General features: G+C 60.2%; 14 protein-coding genes and 1 tRNA gene. 4 read left to right on the top strand and 11 right to left on the bottom strand.

Features of this window, described 5'->3' with window-relative positions; translation table 11 throughout:
• Window positions 1-3 precede the first annotated feature (3 nt).
• From ABWO90_RS12040 to ABWO90_RS12030, 3 genes are all read right to left on the bottom strand, one after another.
• Window positions 4-1,215, bottom strand: a complete 1,212-nt coding sequence (locus tag ABWO90_RS12040) for an ABC transporter substrate-binding protein (protein WP_353191467.1) — start codon at window positions 1,213-1,215, stop codon at window positions 4-6.
• A gap of 20 nt (window positions 1,216-1,235) precedes the next feature.
• The gene (locus ABWO90_RS12035) at window positions 1,236-2,036 is read right to left on the bottom strand and encodes a GntR family transcriptional regulator (RefSeq protein WP_353191466.1); all 801 of its coding nucleotides are present in this window, start codon (window positions 2,034-2,036) and stop codon (window positions 1,236-1,238) included.
• 222 nt (window positions 2,037-2,258) lie between these two features.
• Window positions 2,259-3,434 carry a porin gene (locus ABWO90_RS12030; RefSeq protein ID WP_353191465.1) on the bottom strand — a complete coding sequence of 392 codons (1,176 nt, stop codon included), beginning with the start codon at window positions 3,432-3,434 and terminating at the stop codon, window positions 2,259-2,261.
• A 569-nt stretch (window positions 3,435-4,003) separates the two neighbouring features.
• On the opposite strand from ABWO90_RS12030, the gene ABWO90_RS12025 reads away from it, so the two are divergent.
• The 4 genes from ABWO90_RS12025 to ABWO90_RS12010 all read left to right on the top strand — a co-directional run bounded on the left by ABWO90_RS12025 (window position 4,004) and on the right by ABWO90_RS12010 (window position 7,683).
• Window positions 4,004-4,078 (top strand) — tRNA-Arg (locus ABWO90_RS12025).
• A gap of 336 nt (window positions 4,079-4,414) precedes the next feature.
• Entirely contained in the window at window positions 4,415-5,107 is a 693-nt protein-coding gene (gene aqpZ, locus ABWO90_RS12020; RefSeq protein ID WP_353191464.1) for an aquaporin Z, read from the top strand.
• A gap of 396 nt (window positions 5,108-5,503) precedes the next feature.
• Window positions 5,504-6,367 (top strand): CsgG/HfaB family protein, encoded by an 864-nt coding sequence (locus ABWO90_RS12015; protein ID WP_353191463.1) that lies wholly within the window; start codon window positions 5,504-5,506, stop codon window positions 6,365-6,367.
• Window positions 6,368-6,687: 320 nt separating this feature from the next.
• Window positions 6,688-7,683 carry a glycosyltransferase family 9 protein gene (locus ABWO90_RS12010; RefSeq protein ID WP_353191462.1) on the top strand — a complete coding sequence of 332 codons (996 nt, stop codon included), beginning with the start codon at window positions 6,688-6,690 and terminating at the stop codon, window positions 7,681-7,683.
• Here the strand turns inward: ABWO90_RS12010 and ABWO90_RS12005 are convergent, their stop codons facing one another.
• The 8 genes from ABWO90_RS12005 to rfbF all read right to left on the bottom strand — a co-directional run bounded on the left by ABWO90_RS12005 (window position 7,684) and on the right by rfbF (window position 15,136).
• Complete coding sequence (locus ABWO90_RS12005) at window positions 7,684-8,157, bottom strand: WbuC family cupin fold metalloprotein (protein WP_353191461.1); 474 nt, start codon at window positions 8,155-8,157, stop codon at window positions 7,684-7,686. It abuts the gene before it with no gap.
• 289 nt (window positions 8,158-8,446) lie between these two features.
• Window positions 8,447-9,415, bottom strand: a complete 969-nt coding sequence (locus ABWO90_RS12000; protein ID WP_353191460.1) for a glycosyltransferase family 2 protein — start codon at window positions 9,413-9,415, stop codon at window positions 8,447-8,449.
• A 1-nt stretch (window position 9,416) separates the two neighbouring features.
• The gene (locus tag ABWO90_RS11995) at window positions 9,417-10,676 is read right to left on the bottom strand and encodes a protoporphyrinogen/coproporphyrinogen oxidase (protein WP_353191459.1); all 1,260 of its coding nucleotides are present in this window, start codon (window positions 10,674-10,676) and stop codon (window positions 9,417-9,419) included.
• The gene (locus ABWO90_RS11990; protein ID WP_353191458.1) at window positions 10,673-11,554 is read right to left on the bottom strand and encodes an SDR family oxidoreductase; all 882 of its coding nucleotides are present in this window, start codon (window positions 11,552-11,554) and stop codon (window positions 10,673-10,675) included. Before ABWO90_RS11990 ends, ABWO90_RS11995 begins: the two co-directional genes overlap by 4 nt.
• Window position 11,555: 1 nt before the next feature.
• On the bottom strand, window positions 11,556-11,990 hold the full coding sequence (locus ABWO90_RS11985; RefSeq protein WP_353191457.1) for a dTDP-4-dehydrorhamnose 3,5-epimerase: 435 nt from the start codon (window positions 11,988-11,990) through the stop codon (window positions 11,556-11,558).
• Complete coding sequence (gene rfbG, locus ABWO90_RS11980) at window positions 11,978-13,105, bottom strand: CDP-glucose 4,6-dehydratase (protein WP_353191456.1); 1,128 nt, start codon at window positions 13,103-13,105, stop codon at window positions 11,978-11,980. Before rfbG ends, ABWO90_RS11985 begins: the two co-directional genes overlap by 13 nt.
• Entirely contained in the window at window positions 13,102-14,346 is a 1,245-nt protein-coding gene (locus tag ABWO90_RS11975; RefSeq protein WP_353191455.1) for an oligosaccharide flippase family protein, read from the bottom strand. The genes rfbG and ABWO90_RS11975 overlap by 4 nt, the downstream gene beginning before the upstream one ends.
• A gap of 16 nt (window positions 14,347-14,362) precedes the next feature.
• Complete coding sequence (gene rfbF / locus ABWO90_RS11970) at window positions 14,363-15,136, bottom strand: glucose-1-phosphate cytidylyltransferase (RefSeq protein ID WP_353191454.1); 774 nt, start codon at window positions 15,134-15,136, stop codon at window positions 14,363-14,365.
• Window positions 15,137-15,557 lie beyond the last annotated feature (421 nt).

The following is a 15,557-nucleotide window of genomic DNA, read 5'->3' as shown; positions in this document are numbered from 1 at the left end:
GCGTCAGGCCTTGAGTGGGAAGACCGGCGCGACCTGGCGGTACGTGTCGGGCAGAATCACCTTGATGTCGCCACCGGAGACCTGCGTAAGCAGCGGCTGCGCGCCCGTGTTCTGGCCATTCTCGAACTTCGTCGGGCCGTACGGCATGAGGTGGTCCTTGAACGTGCTCGAGGCCAGCGCCGCCGTGATCGCCGCGCGGTCGACGGACTTGGCGCGCTCGATGGCGTCGGCCAGCAGCATCATGGCCGTGTACGTCATGAACACTTCGTAGCTGAAGTAAGCGCCCTTCGCTTCCACCCGCTTCTTGAGCGCCGCCACGCGTGCGTCTTTCGGGTTGAACCAGTGATTGCAATCGATGATGCCGTCGGCGATATCCGGAAACTCCTTCAGGAACTTGTAGCTCGACGCCGCGCCGCCCAGCACCGAGTAGATCGCTTTCGGACGCACTTTCTGCTGCTTCATGGCGCGCAGCAGCAACGCGTATTCGTTGTAGTAGTTCGCCGGAATCACGATGTCCGGATTGACCGAGCGCATGCGCAGCACGATGTTGTTGAAGTCGCGCGTCGGATTGGCGTGCTTGATGACTTCCTTCACTTCGAAGCCGCGCGCAGGCAGTTCTTTTTGCAGCAGCGCTGCCGTGCCGGTGCCGAAGAGCGACTCCTCGTGCACGATCATGACCGTCTTCGCGGGCTTTCCTGCCGCGTTGTTCAGGGCGGCCAGGTCGTCGACGGCGCGCAGCGAGCACATGCGGTAGCCGGGACCGAAACGGAACGTGTTGGTCAGGCCGCGCTCGACGATCTGATCGGCGACCCCGACGTCGACGACGTGCGGCAGGCCGTACTTGGCTGCGGTTTGCGTCGTGGCAAGACAGATCGCCGAGGCGTAGGCGCCAACGATTGCCGACACGCCCGCTTCGTTCATCTTCTCGACTTCTGCCGAGCCGGCTTCGGGGCGCGACTGTGCGTCGCCGAGCACGGCTTCAATGGGTGCGCCGCCGAGCGACTTGATGCCACCCGCCGCGTTAATGTCGTCGATGGCCAGCAACGCACCGAGGCGGCACTGCTGGCCCGAGTAGGCCAGCGCACCGGTGACGGGGTGCAGCACGCCGATCTTCACGGGCTTGCCGGCGGCATATGCGAGCCACGGGGCGCTGGAGGTGGCGGCCAGGGCGGCCATGGCGGTGGACTGGCGCAGGAACGTGCGACGCGAACTCATGGATGGGTCTCCGGACTTGATCAGTGGAATTGGGCAGACAGTTCTTCGCTGACCCAGACCTTGGCGTCGATATCGCCGACGCGCGAGAGTTGAAGCTGGTACTGGTAGCGATCGGGGCGATACAGGCCTTGCAGCAGTTGCACTGGGCGGTCGGCCACGTCGCGCACGAGGCGCGTCACCGCGAGCAACGCGGAGCCGACGGCAATATCGAGATGGCGCGCCACGATGGCATCTGCCAGACGCGCGGAAATGGTTTGGGTCGCACCGCCAAGCTCCACGCCCGCTTCTTCGAGAAGCATGAGCAGCGGTTTGCGCTCGAGTTCTTCGCGGCGGATCTCGGCAATCCCCTGCGGCACGTGCGTGGTGATGTACGAGAGCGGCCCGGCCTGCGTGCTACGTACCCGCACGCTCTTGTAGACCGGGGCACCGGGCGCGAGGGCGAGGGCTTCGGCAACGGCATCGCTCGCCCCCACGACCGACGATTCGAGCACGGCGACATTCGTTCGCAGGCCCATGTTGACGATGTTCTCGAGCAGGCCCGTGAGGTGGGCCTTCTCGCGCGAGATGCCAGGGCCCTTGCCGCCGCCGGTGCGTTGTCCGGCGTGTAGCGGCCATGTGCCGAGACCCGGCCTGCGGATCACGAGGCCGTCGGCCACGAGCATCTCCATGGCCTTGCGAATCGTGATGCGCGCAACGCTGAACTGATCGGCCAGCAAGTGCTCGCCGGGCACGCCGTCCTGGTCGAAGCGGCCCTCTTGTAGCTGCTCGCGCAGCACGAGATAGATCTGATGGTATTTCGGGAGCGGCAGTGGGGTATCCATGAGCCGATTCTGTAAGTGTCATAATGTCCGGTCAATAGAACAAACAGACAGACAAAATGTTCTATCGGGAAAACACCTAAGCCCGGCCAATGCAGACACAGCAAGGATTTCCACGGTGCAGCGCAGCAATTTCGGAGGCTGCGCTGCACGGATTTCAGGACCGCCTCGCGGACGTGCGCCGAAGGTCTCGATGCACGACGAAGACGACCCGCACAGCGCCGATCAGAAGCGATGGCGCAGACCGACGTAGTAGCTCATCTGGTTGTCGAAGCCGTTGAGCTTCACACCGTTGCCACCGGTCCAGTTGGTGGTGGTCGTACCGAACAGGCCCGACCACCCGCCGTCGACCCGCTCGTAAGCCGCCGCGAAATACACGTCGGTGCGCTTCGACAGGAAATAGTCGGCCACGCCGTACAACGTCTGACGCTTGCCGCTGAAGTTCACGGCGGTCGTGTTGTTGTACATGTAGGCCACAATGAACTGCCATGACGGATTGAGCAGGTAGCTCGCGCCGAGCGTGAAGAACTGGTCGCGGCGTGCGGCGGAGAAGACCGAGCCGATCGCCGCGACGGTGGTCGGTGTCGCGGCGGTACTCATGTTGGTGATCGACGCGTAATCGACACCGCCGTTGGTGACGTCGAATCCGGGATCGCGCTGGCTTTGCAGATAGTCGCCGTGGAATTTCCATTGGCCATAGCTGACTTTTGCGCCGAGCGACCAGGTCTTGGCGATGCGGCTTTGCGAATCGTGCGTCTGTTGCAACTGACCGGTGAAGACGTTGCCGTCCTGCTCCCACGACACGCCACCCGACGCCGACGAGCGCGCTGAACCCTGCCCCGCCACGCCACCGAAGGCGTATTGGAGATTCATGCCGAACGGGCCGAACTTCTTCGTCCATGTCAACGCGTTGTTGTATCGCTGGCCGGTCAGGAACACCAGCCACGAGTTCGTGGGCGGCGCGCCGATGAAGATCGGATCGACCATCGAGATGGCCACCACTGCGCCGGTGTACTGACGACCGAGCGCGAACTCGCCCCAGCCGCCTTGCAGGGCGACGAAGGCTTGTCTCCCGAAGAGCTGGCCCTGTTGGTCGAACGTTCCCGCCTGCGAGTTGAAACCATTCTCGAGCACGAAGCGCGCTTTCATGCCGCTGCCGAGGTCTTCGATGCCTTGCAGTCCGAAGCGGCTTGCGGACAGGAAGCCCTCGCCTGCCTGGTTCATGGAGTAGATGCGGCCGCCGTCGGGACTGGCGTGGTTTTGGGTGACGATGGCCGCTTCGAGTACGCCGTAGAGCGTGACGCTCGATTGCGCAGCGGCAGATGACGCGGCAGTGGCCAGCACAAGTGCGGCAGCGGCGAGAGGCAGCGACTTCAACGTTTTGTGTGTGATGGGTTTCATGGGTCTTATGGTGTTGGCGTGGTGGCCGTGGGGTCTTGGGGCGTCGTGCTGGAATTGAGGCAAACAGGGGCCCCACGGCGCCGGACGCCGGAGCGTCGCAGCCAGCCGAAGGGGCATGGCACGACGCTCGAACGTCAGGGCGCACGAAGCCGCGACGCACGCATTGCGGCGCGTCGGCGGACACGGGGCGGCAGTGGAAAGCACGCGCACACGCAAAGGCGACGTCAGTCGCAGCGAATCGCGCGCGGTGAGTGAAGGACTATTCGCGAAGGACGCGATACGACATGCGTTTCGAAACGCACGTCAACGTCAGGGGAAAGGAAAGACGAGTCATCATGGCGATGACTCTAGGAGGGCCAATTTGTAGCGTCAATGGAACAAATGGCGAAGATGGTTGTTCCATCGGGAAATTCCCGAGGTTGGGCCGGGGTGGCATCGTCGACGATGTCGGGGGCGTCATCTCGTTGGCTTCCGGCATCGCGCCAGTCGGACGATCCGGCGGCGCGCGTGGCTTTCTGCAAATCGTTTTTGCTATACTCTGGCCCTCTTGAGTGGATAACATCCGCCCCCTCCCTGTAGTTCAATGGATAGAACGAGTGCCTCCTAAGCGCTAGATACAGGTTCGATTCCTGTCGGGGGGACCAGCAGCACCTTACGAAATACCCTGCTGGAAGCCAAGGCCCGCGCAACGTCACGTTCCGCGGGCTTTTTGTTGCCTCTCATCCGCCATCCCCGCCCAAACCCACGAAATTCGCCAACCTTCCCATCTGGCAAAGTGGCGCGCGCGCAACTCACTACATTCGTTAACAAAGTGCTCCCGTGCGCGTGCTAAAAAGGCGGTGTCCCGCAATGCAACGGACCCGGACCTTCATTAGCACTGCGCTCCGTCTCATGTTGGCCTGCCACGGTCCAGCGCATGCGGTGACCTGGCCTGCTCGCATCGCGCGCGTTTCTCCCCCCTTTTTCAATGGAACGCTTCTATGTCCAAAAAACTGGCAGCAGAATTCTTCGGTACTTTCTGGCTTGTCTTCGGCGGTTGCGGTAGCGCTGTGCTGGCCGCCGCGTTCCCGCATCTCGGCATCGGTTTCGCCGGCGTCGCGCTGGCTTTCGGCCTGACCGTGCTGACGATGGCCTACGCCGTTGGCGGCATCTCCGGCGGGCACTTCAATCCCGCCGTCACGCTGGGCGTGGCCGTCGCCGGACGCTTTGCCTGGCGCGACGTCCTCCCGTACTGGGTCGCGCAAGTCATCGGCGGTATCGCGGCTGCGGCCGTGCTCTACACCATCGCCAGCGGCGCGCCGGGCTTCGAAGCAGGCGGTTTCGCCTCCAACGGCTACGGTGACCTGTCGCCGGGGCACTACGGACTGGCCTCGGCGGCACTGATCGAAATCACGCTTACTGCCGGATTCCTGATCGTGATCCTCGGCTCGACCCACAAGCTCGCGCCGACAGGCTTCGCCCCGCTGGCCATCGGCCTCGCGCTCACGTTGATCCACCTCATCTCGATCCCCGTGACCAACACGTCGGTGAATCCCGCCCGCTCGACCGCCGCCGCGCTCTTCGCGCATACCGACGCGCTCGGCCAACTCTGGCTCTTCTGGGTGGCACCGCTCATCGGCGGCGCCATTGGCGCAATCCTCTGGAAACTTCTGCTCGCGCCAGAACCGAAGTAAGCGCCGCAGGCAACAAAAAGCCCCGTGAGGCCCTTTGGCTCACGGGGCTTTTTTTCATCCATCGTTATCCGAACAAAAATCCGGTTTGGAAAATCTCGAAAGAAATCATGGTTTTCACCTAATACAAACCTAATCCCGACGAAAGCAATGCCCTAATCCCTTCGTAATCCCCATGATTTCTGATAGGTCATACGTGAATTACGGCCGTGCTAGCATGCGGCGCGGAATGTTCTTACGGAGCATTTCAGCATAGGAGTCCTACCGTAATTTGATTCTTACTCCTGTTTTTTTGGACTCCTGGCATATGGCGGCGCGAATGACCCGGCCGAAACCCGCGTCCAGCGGGAAGGGCAACGCCGCCAGATTTCCAGAACAACATTCTAAAGAACTAGGAAAATGGCACACCATCTCGTAAAAGTCACCGGCCTGCTTCTCGCAGCCGGCATCATGGCGGGTTGCTCGACCATGAACATGGGGAGCAGCAGCGCCAAAACGGCCGCCACCGGATCCGCAGGCGGCGCAAACGCCGAAAACGCCAATCAATCCCTGGAAAAATGCGACCGCCCGCTGGGCACGCTCGCCGTGATCGAGGACACCACCGCTCCCTGGTACGGCATCCTGACCGGCCAGTACAAGCTCGGCTCGACCGTGCCGGTGCTCAAGCTGCTCGTGCAGCAGTCGAACTGCTTCGTCGTGGTCGAGCGTGGTCGTGGCATGGACACGGTCATGGGCGAGCGCGCACTGCAGCAATCGGGCGAACTGCGTAACAAGTCGAACTTCGGCAAGGGCAAGATGGTTTCCGCCGATTACGCGCTGAGCCCGTCGATCACGTTCACCAACAATAACGCCGGCGGTGCCGGTGCCAGCATCGCCGGCCTCCTGCCGGGCGGCATCGGTTCGGCCATCGGCGCGCTCGCCGGCAGCATGAACTCGAAGGAAGCCAGCACGCTGCTCACCGTCATCGACAACCGCTCCAGTGTGCAGATCGCCGCCGCAGAAGGCAGCGCCAGCGCCATGGACTTCGGCGCCCTGGGCCGTATCGTCGGTAGCTCGGCCGGTGGCTCGCTCGGCGGATATTCGAATACCGCCGAAGGCAAGGTCATCGTGGCCGCCTTCACCGACTCGTACAACAACGTGGTGCGTGCCGTGAAGAACTACAAGCAGCAAACCGTGGCCGGCGGTCTCGGCACGGGTGGCCAGCTCACCGTCCAGGACGACGACGCGCCGGCACCGAAGAAGGTCGTTCGCAAGAAGAAGTAATTCCGCGGTTACCGCCGTCCTCGGGGCCCACCATCGGTGCGGGCGCCAGGGACGGCGCTCTCTCCTCCCACCCCGGCAGGACAGCGCCCCTCCTCGAACCGGCATCGCCCCGCGCTGCCCGGGCGCCAACACGCAAATATTTTGCCGTCCGGCAAACGAATCCGCCCCGTCGGCAAAGGCGCGCGGCCGATTTGACAAGCACGCTCATCTATCATTTTTGACGTGCCTCCTCCCCCGCAATTCGCAGGTGTTGCCGCCCGGAAATCGCCACCCGATCCGACGGTCCACCCCACTTTTTCCTTCTCGACGCCAGGATTCGCATGACGAAGCCTCCGCATCGCGCCGCCCCGCCGTCTGCGCACGGCGTTACCGGTGATCCGGCCACAAACGCCGTCGCCCATGCGTGGGCACAGGTCGGTGCCGCCCTGAGTCCACATCCCGATTGCCCCCTACCCAGTTGGACCGGAGGCGGCGATACGCTTCACCAACATCTGCTGGTGATCGGCACGGACAACGACGCGGACTGGCTCAATCAGCTTTGCCATCTCGACGCAGCGGCTGCGCGCTTCGGCAAGGTCGGCTTTGTCGGCCCGGCGAGCGTTCGCCGGCTCGTCGAGTGGTCGATGGGGGAAACGGTGGTCGTGCTCTCGCGCATGCCACGCGACGTCTCGGACTGGGACTTGCGCTGCCCGATCACCGCACTCGCGCGCGCCCTCGGACCTCAGGCTGCGGCGACCCATGCCGGACGGCCTTACCTGCGGGTGGCGAGTACTGCTGCAAGGCACTGGCGCGACCGGCTGGCTGCCGCCGCGCAACACGGATTCTGCGTCGGTTTTGGGGGGCTGCGCACGATCGAGTGCGATGCGAACGGGGCGTCCCATGCGTCCCGCTTTGCGGCACTGGCACCGCTGCTGCGCGTTCCAGGCGTTTCATGGGTACCGCTGGGGGCGCCGGCGTCAGATGCGACGCTCGACGCCATCGTGCCGGAGACCGTCGATTGGATCGATTGGCGAGCGGATTGCGAGGACCTCGCCGACGAGGCATCGCTCATCGACAATCTGGATCTGGTGATATCGCTGGACGCCGCACACGTGCACCTGGCTGCCGGGCTGGGCGTGCCCGTCTGGCAACTGAACGCGTCGCCGGCGGCGACCCGTCACGAGCCTCACCGCTCGACACACTTCAGCCCGGAAAACCTCGCGGAGATGCGTGCCTTCCGGTTGCCGTCACCGGGCAACGACTGGCCCGGCGCGGTCGACGCGGCAGCCAGCGCACTGCTGGCACTGGCTACCGAGTTTCAGGGATGGACGCGCTGATCACGCGGCCCAGCGGTCGCCCACCTGCGCCGTCTTGACCCATGCCATGAAGTCGGCAGCTTCGGGGGTGTCTGCCGGTGCCGACCAACTCGCGTAGTCGGCTTCGGTGAACGGGCGATACGGACCATGCTTCACTTCGAAAATGACCGCCCCCGGATCCAGCGACAGCACCGTGTGGTGCGTGCCAACCGGCGTCTCGGCAACGCTCGTATCCTCGCCCAACACCTTGCGATCCGTCACCACGCCTGCGGCATCAAACGTCAACACGATATGACGTCCGCGCAGCGACGTCAGCAACTCCCACGTGTGGTGGTGCAGATGCGGGCGAATATAGGTCGCAGGCTCCATTGCGATCGCCAGACGCTGAATCGAGTCCTCCAGCGATTCATGCAGATTCTGGTTCATGCGTGCGCGGGGCGATTGCTCGGCTTGCCGGGTCAGGGCGTCGAGCGCGGCGAAGGTCAACGTTTTCATATAGGAATCGTGGGGAAGTCAGGGAATCACATTCGCGGCGATACCGCGACGGCGACTGGTTTGGCAAATCGACTGCTCACGCCGGGTCTCGTGCCCGATCGCACGATGACCCAGCGTCAATCTCCTTGCTCGAAATAGGCCGAGTCGGAAAGCCTGTGCGAAACTGCAAGCCGGTGCCACATGCAGCAATCGCACCGAATTGCGAACATGGGGGCAAGCGTCATTTTGAAGTACCGAACCTAGCCTAACCAGACTTCAAATCGCTCACAGAAGGTTTCGCACTCAACGCTCAAATTACGTCGTTGTGAAATGCACGCGACGCAAACCATGCGGCGTAGAGCCCCTTATGAAAAGGCTTAAGCAGCCTATAAGGTGTCCGCAGATAGATCGCCACTATCAGGCGATAAAAGCCGCTTCCGAAATATTTCTGCATTCCTACGGCCGGACTCTCCGACTGAAATTTGAACTTGGCGTCGCCAGAGCGCATGCGATAAGTGATCGGTAGCAGCAGTCCGAAAAACATGCGCGCGCGCATGATCGCGAAGGATTTCGCATCGTTGCCGAATGACGAGGCGCGCATAACATCGAACACTGCCTCTGCCCAAACCTTGTAAAAACGATAGCCACCCGTATTCTCCGTGGCATCCGGAAACACTTCCTTCTCGTCACTGATCAGGCAGCGCGACGACCGATACAGCGCCTCGAGAAAGACCCAGTAATACGCCATGAACCCGCCCAAGTGCACGCGTGCCGCCTCGATATTTGGTTTTATCAATTCAGCACGAATGACCTGGGACGTCATGAAAGTCGTCCCAGTACCTGTTCGACGCAGCAGCTCAACGTTCCCCACTTCCGTCGCACCGCGCTGAGACCAATTCCGTTCAACACGCCCGCGCGTACGCAAAAACAGAAAATCGAACGGGTTCTCGTCAATCATTCGCAGGATGTAGGCCAGCGAATCTTCACGTACCGTGTCGTCGTCACCGGGTAGCCAGATGTATCGGCCCGCAGCCTCGCCAAACAACTTGAGGAAGTTAGCGTCCGGACCGATGTTTTCTGGGTTACGCCAATAACGAATTCTCCCTTCGAATTTTGCAGCAATGGCAGGCGTCTCGTCCGGCGAGGCGTTGTCGGAGACCAGCACTTCAATGTCATCGGCGTGCCCGGAGGCGTCTATCTGCTCAACGAGCGATTTAAGCAGCGTATCGAGGAAGCCCGCGCGGTTGTATGTCGGAATACAGATGCTCAGTTTTTTCATGTCAAATTGCGCGGTATCCGCTTAGAAAACTTTGGTTGCTCCAGAGATAGTCCCATTCGCCGAAGCGACCACAGGACGCCACCTGGAGGGCATCCAAATGGTCGCGAACGATCTGCCGGTTATCTTCCATGCCGATATCGAAGATAACGTTGCCCCACGGCAGGCGCTTGTGGTGCAGGAACAGAATGTCCTCCTGCTTGGCAATCCCCATCGTCTGAATCGCCTGGCAAACGTTGTCCTTCAGTTCCTGGGCAGAGTAACGCGGGTCTCGTCCGCGCTGATAAACCTCAAATTGCAGCGAGCTGCATCCGGCGGGCGCATTCGCAGGAGATTTGACCGATGGCGAATATGCCCGACTAGCGTAGATATCTTCGTCGTAGATATAAAACCAGAGGTCGAGATCCAGCGGCACCTTGAAGCCAACCGAAATCAGATCGATGGAAGTCGCCTCCAGCTTGGCCGCCGCAGTGGAGACCTCGAGCGGCACATCGGACATCATGCGAACGAGTTCCGGCAACGGAAGCGTGCTGACGAGTCGGTCGTAACTTACGGTGACACCGCCAAGGAATTCAATCTCTTTCGCGATCGGATCCACCTTGACGGCACGCGCATTCAACTCGATCTCCGCTTCGTCTATCAGCGGCGCGATGAAGGCCTTGTAGCCCCCTTCCTTTGGATAGCGCATCTCCTTCGTGTAATACGTGTTCGGCGTCTCCGCCGTAAACGCGCCGAACAGAATTTCGTCGAGCTCGGCGCGTCGCATGCGGTTACCGATCCAGTTCACCGAGAGTTGGTCCGGCGGTGTATCCCAATATTTGTACGTGTAGGCAATCGGATAAGCCCGAGCGATACCTTCGCCGTATTGAGAGAGCAACCACTGCTCATAGTTCGCCGGATCGATGGCTTCAGGCCGGTCCAGAAAGGACTTGATCAGGTCAACCTTGCGCTGAGCGGGCAACGGGAACAAATTGTTTTGCACAGGGTGCTTGAGCCACACCCCATTGTCGAAACACTGCGAGTCCGCCGGATGCGTGAAGTAAGGGGTGCGATCGAAAATCCGGCGCACCTCGGGCTCCGTTGCGAAGCTCAGGTGGACAGCATTGTCAAAGCGGAAACCGTCGATGACAAAATTATCGAGCAGTCCGCCTGCGCTGGCCCCCGCCTCGAACACTGTGGCGGCTAACCCAAGCTCTTTGGCGCGCAACGCAGCGCCCAAACCGGCAATGCCACCACCAAGAATAGCGATAGGAACGTGTTTCATGCGACAAGTGCTTTCATCTCGTCAGTCGAGAGGTAGTCGGTCAATGCATCCTGCCACGACCGCATCGGTGCCAAGCCTAATTCGGTGGCTCGCCAATTGATTGCCATTTCATTATCGGATACCGGTGCAACACGGCGAAAGTTGCCCGCAGCGACAGGGCGCACTTCGGTATCGATACCGGTCAACGTCAGAATCTCACGAACGTACTCGAAACGGCTGGCATTGCCTTCGTTGACCACATTGAAAACGCCACGCGCTTTCAGGTCGATCAGCTCGAAGAGTCTGACCGCCAGATCATCGACAAATGTCGGACAGCCACGCTGCTGCGTATTGGATGAAATAAAGCCGTCTGTGGCAGCCCGCGCCTCGAGAATCCGGCGCGCAACGAAATTCTTTGCTGCCTGCGCACTACCGCCGAACAACCACCCGGTGCGCACGATCAGGTTGGCCCAGTCCGCAGCCAGAACCCGTTGCTCCGCACAACGCTTGCTGCGGTGATGCTGCGTGTCTGGTTGGGCATCATCATATTCGGCGTAGGGAACGTCCTTGGCTTTACCGTAGACGCCCGTACTGGAAATGAATGTCATTGGCACGCCACAGCGCCGGGCCGCAGCAGCAGCAATCTCCGTCAACAGCACGTTGTCGCGATAGCAACCGGCGGGATCGGCCTCGCAGCCTTCGACATTCGTATTGGCAGCTGCGTGCACAAAGTGATCGACGCCATCGAACATGGCATCGAGACTCAGCGCAGCCGATGCCTCCAGACTCAGTCGCACATGATCGCGATTCAGCGCCTTGCACACATCCCCGCGAGTGGCGGCAAGCCTCAACAACGCGCCGCCCAACAGCCCGTTTGCGCCGGAGATCAGGAGGTTCATGTCAGCCCCTCCCGAGCGGGAACGATTCCAGTGGCACGTTCACCGCTTCGCTCGGGTCATGCTCAATGCTTGCCACGTTCAACAACAAGTTAAGCGATTCGCCAACACCGGTAAACGCCATCCAGAGCCCAGGCGGAACCGTCAGACGGGCATAGTTCGTTTCACCCAATCGGATGCAATCGGTCGTCGCTTCGCCATCGGAGCGCAGATGAAAGTCGATTTCCCCTACGGGCACAACGAGATTCAACGTCATGCGCTCATGCCGCTTCCATCCTTTGGTAACGCCGGGATAGACCGTCGAGAAATATGCCTCGCCGAAGCCGAAAAAGGTGTCGTCTGTTGCCTTCAGGCCGTGATAGACATCACCCTTGGGGTTCAGGATTCGCTTGAGCGGCGTCACAATCGCGCCGCACTGCAATTGGATCACCTGGTCCATGCCAGCCCTCGTTTCGTGGCCGCAGCCTGATATTGGTCGATCTGATCCAGCGTCAACGAATAGGCATCCTCGGCCTGCCCCGAGTAAAAATTCGAATACCAGCGCCCCACCATGCCGACACACTCTGCATAAGTCAGGCTCGCTTCCCACTTCAGGTAAAACGCGGCCTTGTCGCAGTTCAGGCGCAGCAGTCCCGCCTCATGGAAGGGGACATGACCGGTGATACGGTAAGGTTCACCGGTTGAATCCTGAACCCAGTGCTTGCGCAAGTCGCCAAGCAACGACACCACGGTCTTGTTCTGTTCGGTGCGCGGGCCAAAGTTGAACGATTCGCCGCACAGTGTCTGGTCACGGGCCAGCTCGGCGCCAAGCGTCAGATAGCCACTCAGGGGCTCAAGCACGTGCTGCCAGGGACGGGTCGCATCCGGGCTGCGGATCTCCACCGTTTCCCCCTTGGACCAAGCCCGCACGCAGTCGACGATGATCCGGTCCTTGGCCCAATCACCGCCACCGATGACGTTGCCCGCACGTCCGGTCGCAATGCGCACGGGCGTTTTGGCCGGGTCACGGAAAAACGCCCAGTAGTACGAATGCGCGATTACCTCCGCTGCCCCCTTGGAGCCGCTGTAAATGTCGCGACCGCCAAGATGATCCGTCTCCTTGTAACCCCACGGCCACTCGACGTTCTCGTAGCATTTGTCAGAGGTGATGAGCACCGCCGTGCAGGGATGCGTCACATGCCGAAGTACTTCGAGAACGTTGGCCGTACCCATCACGTTCGTGGAAATCGTGTCGAGCGGGTTCTCATATGACGTCGAGACGATCGCCTGCGCCGCCAGGTGAAAAATGAAGTCGGGCTTCGATGTCTCGATAACATGCTTCAGCGCCGCAAAATCACGGACATCGCCAACGTGATGCTCAATTCGGCTCTCGAGGCCCAGAACCTCGAACATGGCCGGGTCCGTCGGAATGCGATCAGAGAAGCCGATCACTTTTGCGCCCAGCTTCAACAGCCAAGCGGTCAGCCATGAACCTTTGAAGCCGGTATGGCCGGTAACCAGCACACGTTTGTCACGATACGTTGAGGCAAAGGTGGTCGTGTTTGTCTGAGTCATCGGTCTGTTTCGGGAGATCTAACGCGGAAAAAAATGATCGTGGCCAGGCTGAGGGTTATCAGCCACTCAATGACCACCCACGTGGCAGCCATGCCTGTCGCACCATATTTGAGCGACAGGTAGTAGCCAGCAACCAGGTTAATGGGAACCGCAGAAAAAACCACAATATTGAGCGTTCGCTCCCTACGGTCCACTACCAGATAGTGCATTGCCAGAACATTGCTGACCGCAATTGCGGGTATCACGAGCGACATGATCCGCAGCACGTATGCGATGTCCGGCAACTTGTCATGGAAAAGCAGGGTCGATATCAACGGGGCCAGGAAGTAGACCACCGGCAGTACCGCCACGGATACCGCAAAAAAGGCAAATAGTACGAGCCTTCGCATCCGGTCCAACTGTTGCGGCGATGTCGCCTTCAGCCCGTTCAACCACGGGAAAATCGCCGATGTCGCTTGACCGATAAACGTTAATCCGGCACGTACCAACCGTTCGCAGGAACCATAGACGGCCACCGCGTAAGCTGTCGACACCCCGCCCAGCAGCACAACGTTGAAGGACGTATACAGACTCGCCGCGCCTTGCACAAGAAAGATCCGCAAGCCGTCCTTGAGTGCCACCAGGCCAGGGCGCACGGTAAAGATATCGCGATACCGCACACGCTCATCGGTGATCATCCGGCGCTCCAGCACTTGCCACACCAGAAATCGCACGACCACCAGAACTGCGGCCAACATGCTGAAATCTTCGCCGTGGCGCACAAACACCAGCACGAATCCAAACGTGAGCGCCCCCCCCATCACCTCGAGCAGCGCGACGATGCGCAATCGCGAAAGCGCCTGGAAATAATAGGTGGGGGTGATCCCGGTCATGGCACCGAGCAACCAGGCGCACGCCGCCCATTCCGGGTATGGCCCGAAGACCGAGGACAGCGTCAACGCCCAAACAACGAAGATCAACGACACGCCGGCCAGCATCCACTTCGCTGACTGCGTTTGCACGATGACAACCCTGTTCTCGGCGGGATCCTTCGTGCCTGCGATTCGTCGCGTCGCTGAAATATTGAAGCCGTATTCCACGAAAACGCTGAGCCATGCGGCACTAGCCAACGTATACAGATAGACGCTGTACTGAACCTCCGTAAGCACCCGTGTGAGCACGGAGAGCATGGCCAGCGGCAGGCAGAGCCGCAGGACCTGGATCACGTAAAGATAAGCGATATTTCTAGCGATCAAATTCATGCAGAGCGCCAGAACTTCAATCCCACATTTTCCACGGCGCCGCGCCGGTTGCCCACAGCGATTCCAGCAAATGCTTGTCCCGAAGGGTATCCATCGGTTGCCAGAATCCTGTGTGCTCGTATGCCATGAGTTGCCCGGTTTCGGCCAGCTTGATGAGCGGCTCCTGCTCCCAGGTCGTTGAATCACCTTCGATGTATTGCATCACCGACGGCGACAACACGAAGAATCCGCCATTGATCATGGCGCCATCGCCCTTCGGCTTTTCCTTGAAACTCATCACCTGATTCTGGCGAATGTCCAGCGCGCCGAAGCGACCCGGCGGATAGGTGGCGGTCAGCGTTGCGGCCTTACCATGCGCCTTGTGGAACGCGATCGTAGCGGTAATATCAATGTCGCCCACACCATCGCCATAAGTGAAACAGAATGCTTCTTCATCTTTGACGTAGTCAGCGACGCGAAGCAGCCGACCGCCCGTCATGGAATCGTCGCCCGTATCCACCAAGGTAATATTCCAGGGCTCGGCTCGCTTTTGATGAACTTCCATGCGGTTGTTGCGCATGTCGAACGTTACGTCGGACATGTGCAAGAAGTAATTGGCAAAATACTCCTTGATGACATAGCCCTTGTAACCGCAGCAAACGACGAAGTCCTGAATGCCGTGATGAGAGTACATCTTCAGGATGTGCCACAAAATCGGCTTGCCGCCCACTTCGACCATTGGCTTAGGACGAGTCGCGGTTTCTTCACTCAGTCGCGTGCCAAGTCCACCCGCAAGAATTACCGCCTTCATTTAAATCTCCTGTTTCTCGAATACTTTGCAGTGCATGTGAACCCAGGCCGGCGCAGATTTGCACCTCGAAACCACCGCGACTGAGTTCACCTGACGCATACGCTCACGCCGAACCCATTGCAGCCGGGGCACCGCCCCATCGCGACATTGTTGTCCGATTCGTCAGAAATCGCCGCAGACAGTTCATTGCCACAGCAAATGAACACGCTCTCGTTCCAGTGCTATTTTTCTCATCGGGATATCGCCGCGAATCCTCTTTATTCAGCCGCTCACAAAAGTTGCAGCGGGCATCGTACTCTCCGCCCTGCCTCAGAAACTTCCGTGTGAGCGTAGCCGAACGAAATCTCTCAACTGTCAGGACACGCCGATCGTCGCCATCGCACCAGCCTCCGCAGGCGAGAGGCGTTCTTTTGGAATGTTC

Origin of the sequence: Pandoraea pnomenusa (assembly GCF_040391475.1) — a bacterium.
Lineage (GTDB): Bacteria > Pseudomonadota > Gammaproteobacteria > Burkholderiales > Burkholderiaceae > Pandoraea > Pandoraea pnomenusa_C.
Note: the sequence above shows the minus strand (reverse complement) of the source record. Positions and strands in the feature narration are given on the sequence as shown.

Bases quoted from the DNA above. Each gene is read 5' to 3' on its own strand.
- ABWO90_RS12040 (WP_353191467.1), bottom strand. From the start codon at position 1,215: ATGAGTTCGCGTCGCACGTTCCTGCGCCAGTCCACCGCCATGGCCGCC.
- rfbF (WP_353191454.1), bottom strand. From the start codon at position 15,136: ATGAAGGCGGTAATTCTTGCGGGTGGACTTGGCACGCGACTGAGTGAA.
- ABWO90_RS11975 (WP_353191455.1), bottom strand. From the start codon at position 14,346: ATGAATTTGATCGCTAGAAATATCGCTTATCTTTACGTGATCCAGGTC.
- ABWO90_RS11985 (WP_353191457.1), bottom strand. From the start codon at position 11,990: ATGGACCAGGTGATCCAATTGCAGTGCGGCGCGATTGTGACGCCGCTC.
- ABWO90_RS12010 (WP_353191462.1), top strand. From the start codon at position 6,688: ATGACGAAGCCTCCGCATCGCGCCGCCCCGCCGTCTGCGCACGGCGTT.
- ABWO90_RS12015 (WP_353191463.1), top strand. From the start codon at position 5,504: ATGGCACACCATCTCGTAAAAGTCACCGGCCTGCTTCTCGCAGCCGGC.
- ABWO90_RS12035 (WP_353191466.1), bottom strand. From the start codon at position 2,036: ATGGATACCCCACTGCCGCTCCCGAAATACCATCAGATCTATCTCGTG.
- rfbG (WP_353191456.1), bottom strand. From the start codon at position 13,105: ATGACTCAGACAAACACGACCACCTTTGCCTCAACGTATCGTGACAAA.
- ABWO90_RS12005 (WP_353191461.1), bottom strand. From the start codon at position 8,157: ATGAAAACGTTGACCTTCGCCGCGCTCGACGCCCTGACCCGGCAAGCC.
- aqpZ (WP_353191464.1), top strand. From the start codon at position 4,415: ATGTCCAAAAAACTGGCAGCAGAATTCTTCGGTACTTTCTGGCTTGTC.
- ABWO90_RS11995 (WP_353191459.1), bottom strand. From the start codon at position 10,676: ATGAAACACGTTCCTATCGCTATTCTTGGTGGTGGCATTGCCGGTTTG.
- ABWO90_RS12000 (WP_353191460.1), bottom strand. From the start codon at position 9,415: ATGAAAAAACTGAGCATCTGTATTCCGACATACAACCGCGCGGGCTTC.
- ABWO90_RS12030 (WP_353191465.1), bottom strand. From the start codon at position 3,434: ATGAAACCCATCACACACAAAACGTTGAAGTCGCTGCCTCTCGCCGCT.
- ABWO90_RS11990 (WP_353191458.1), bottom strand. From the start codon at position 11,554: ATGAACCTCCTGATCTCCGGCGCAAACGGGCTGTTGGGCGGCGCGTTG.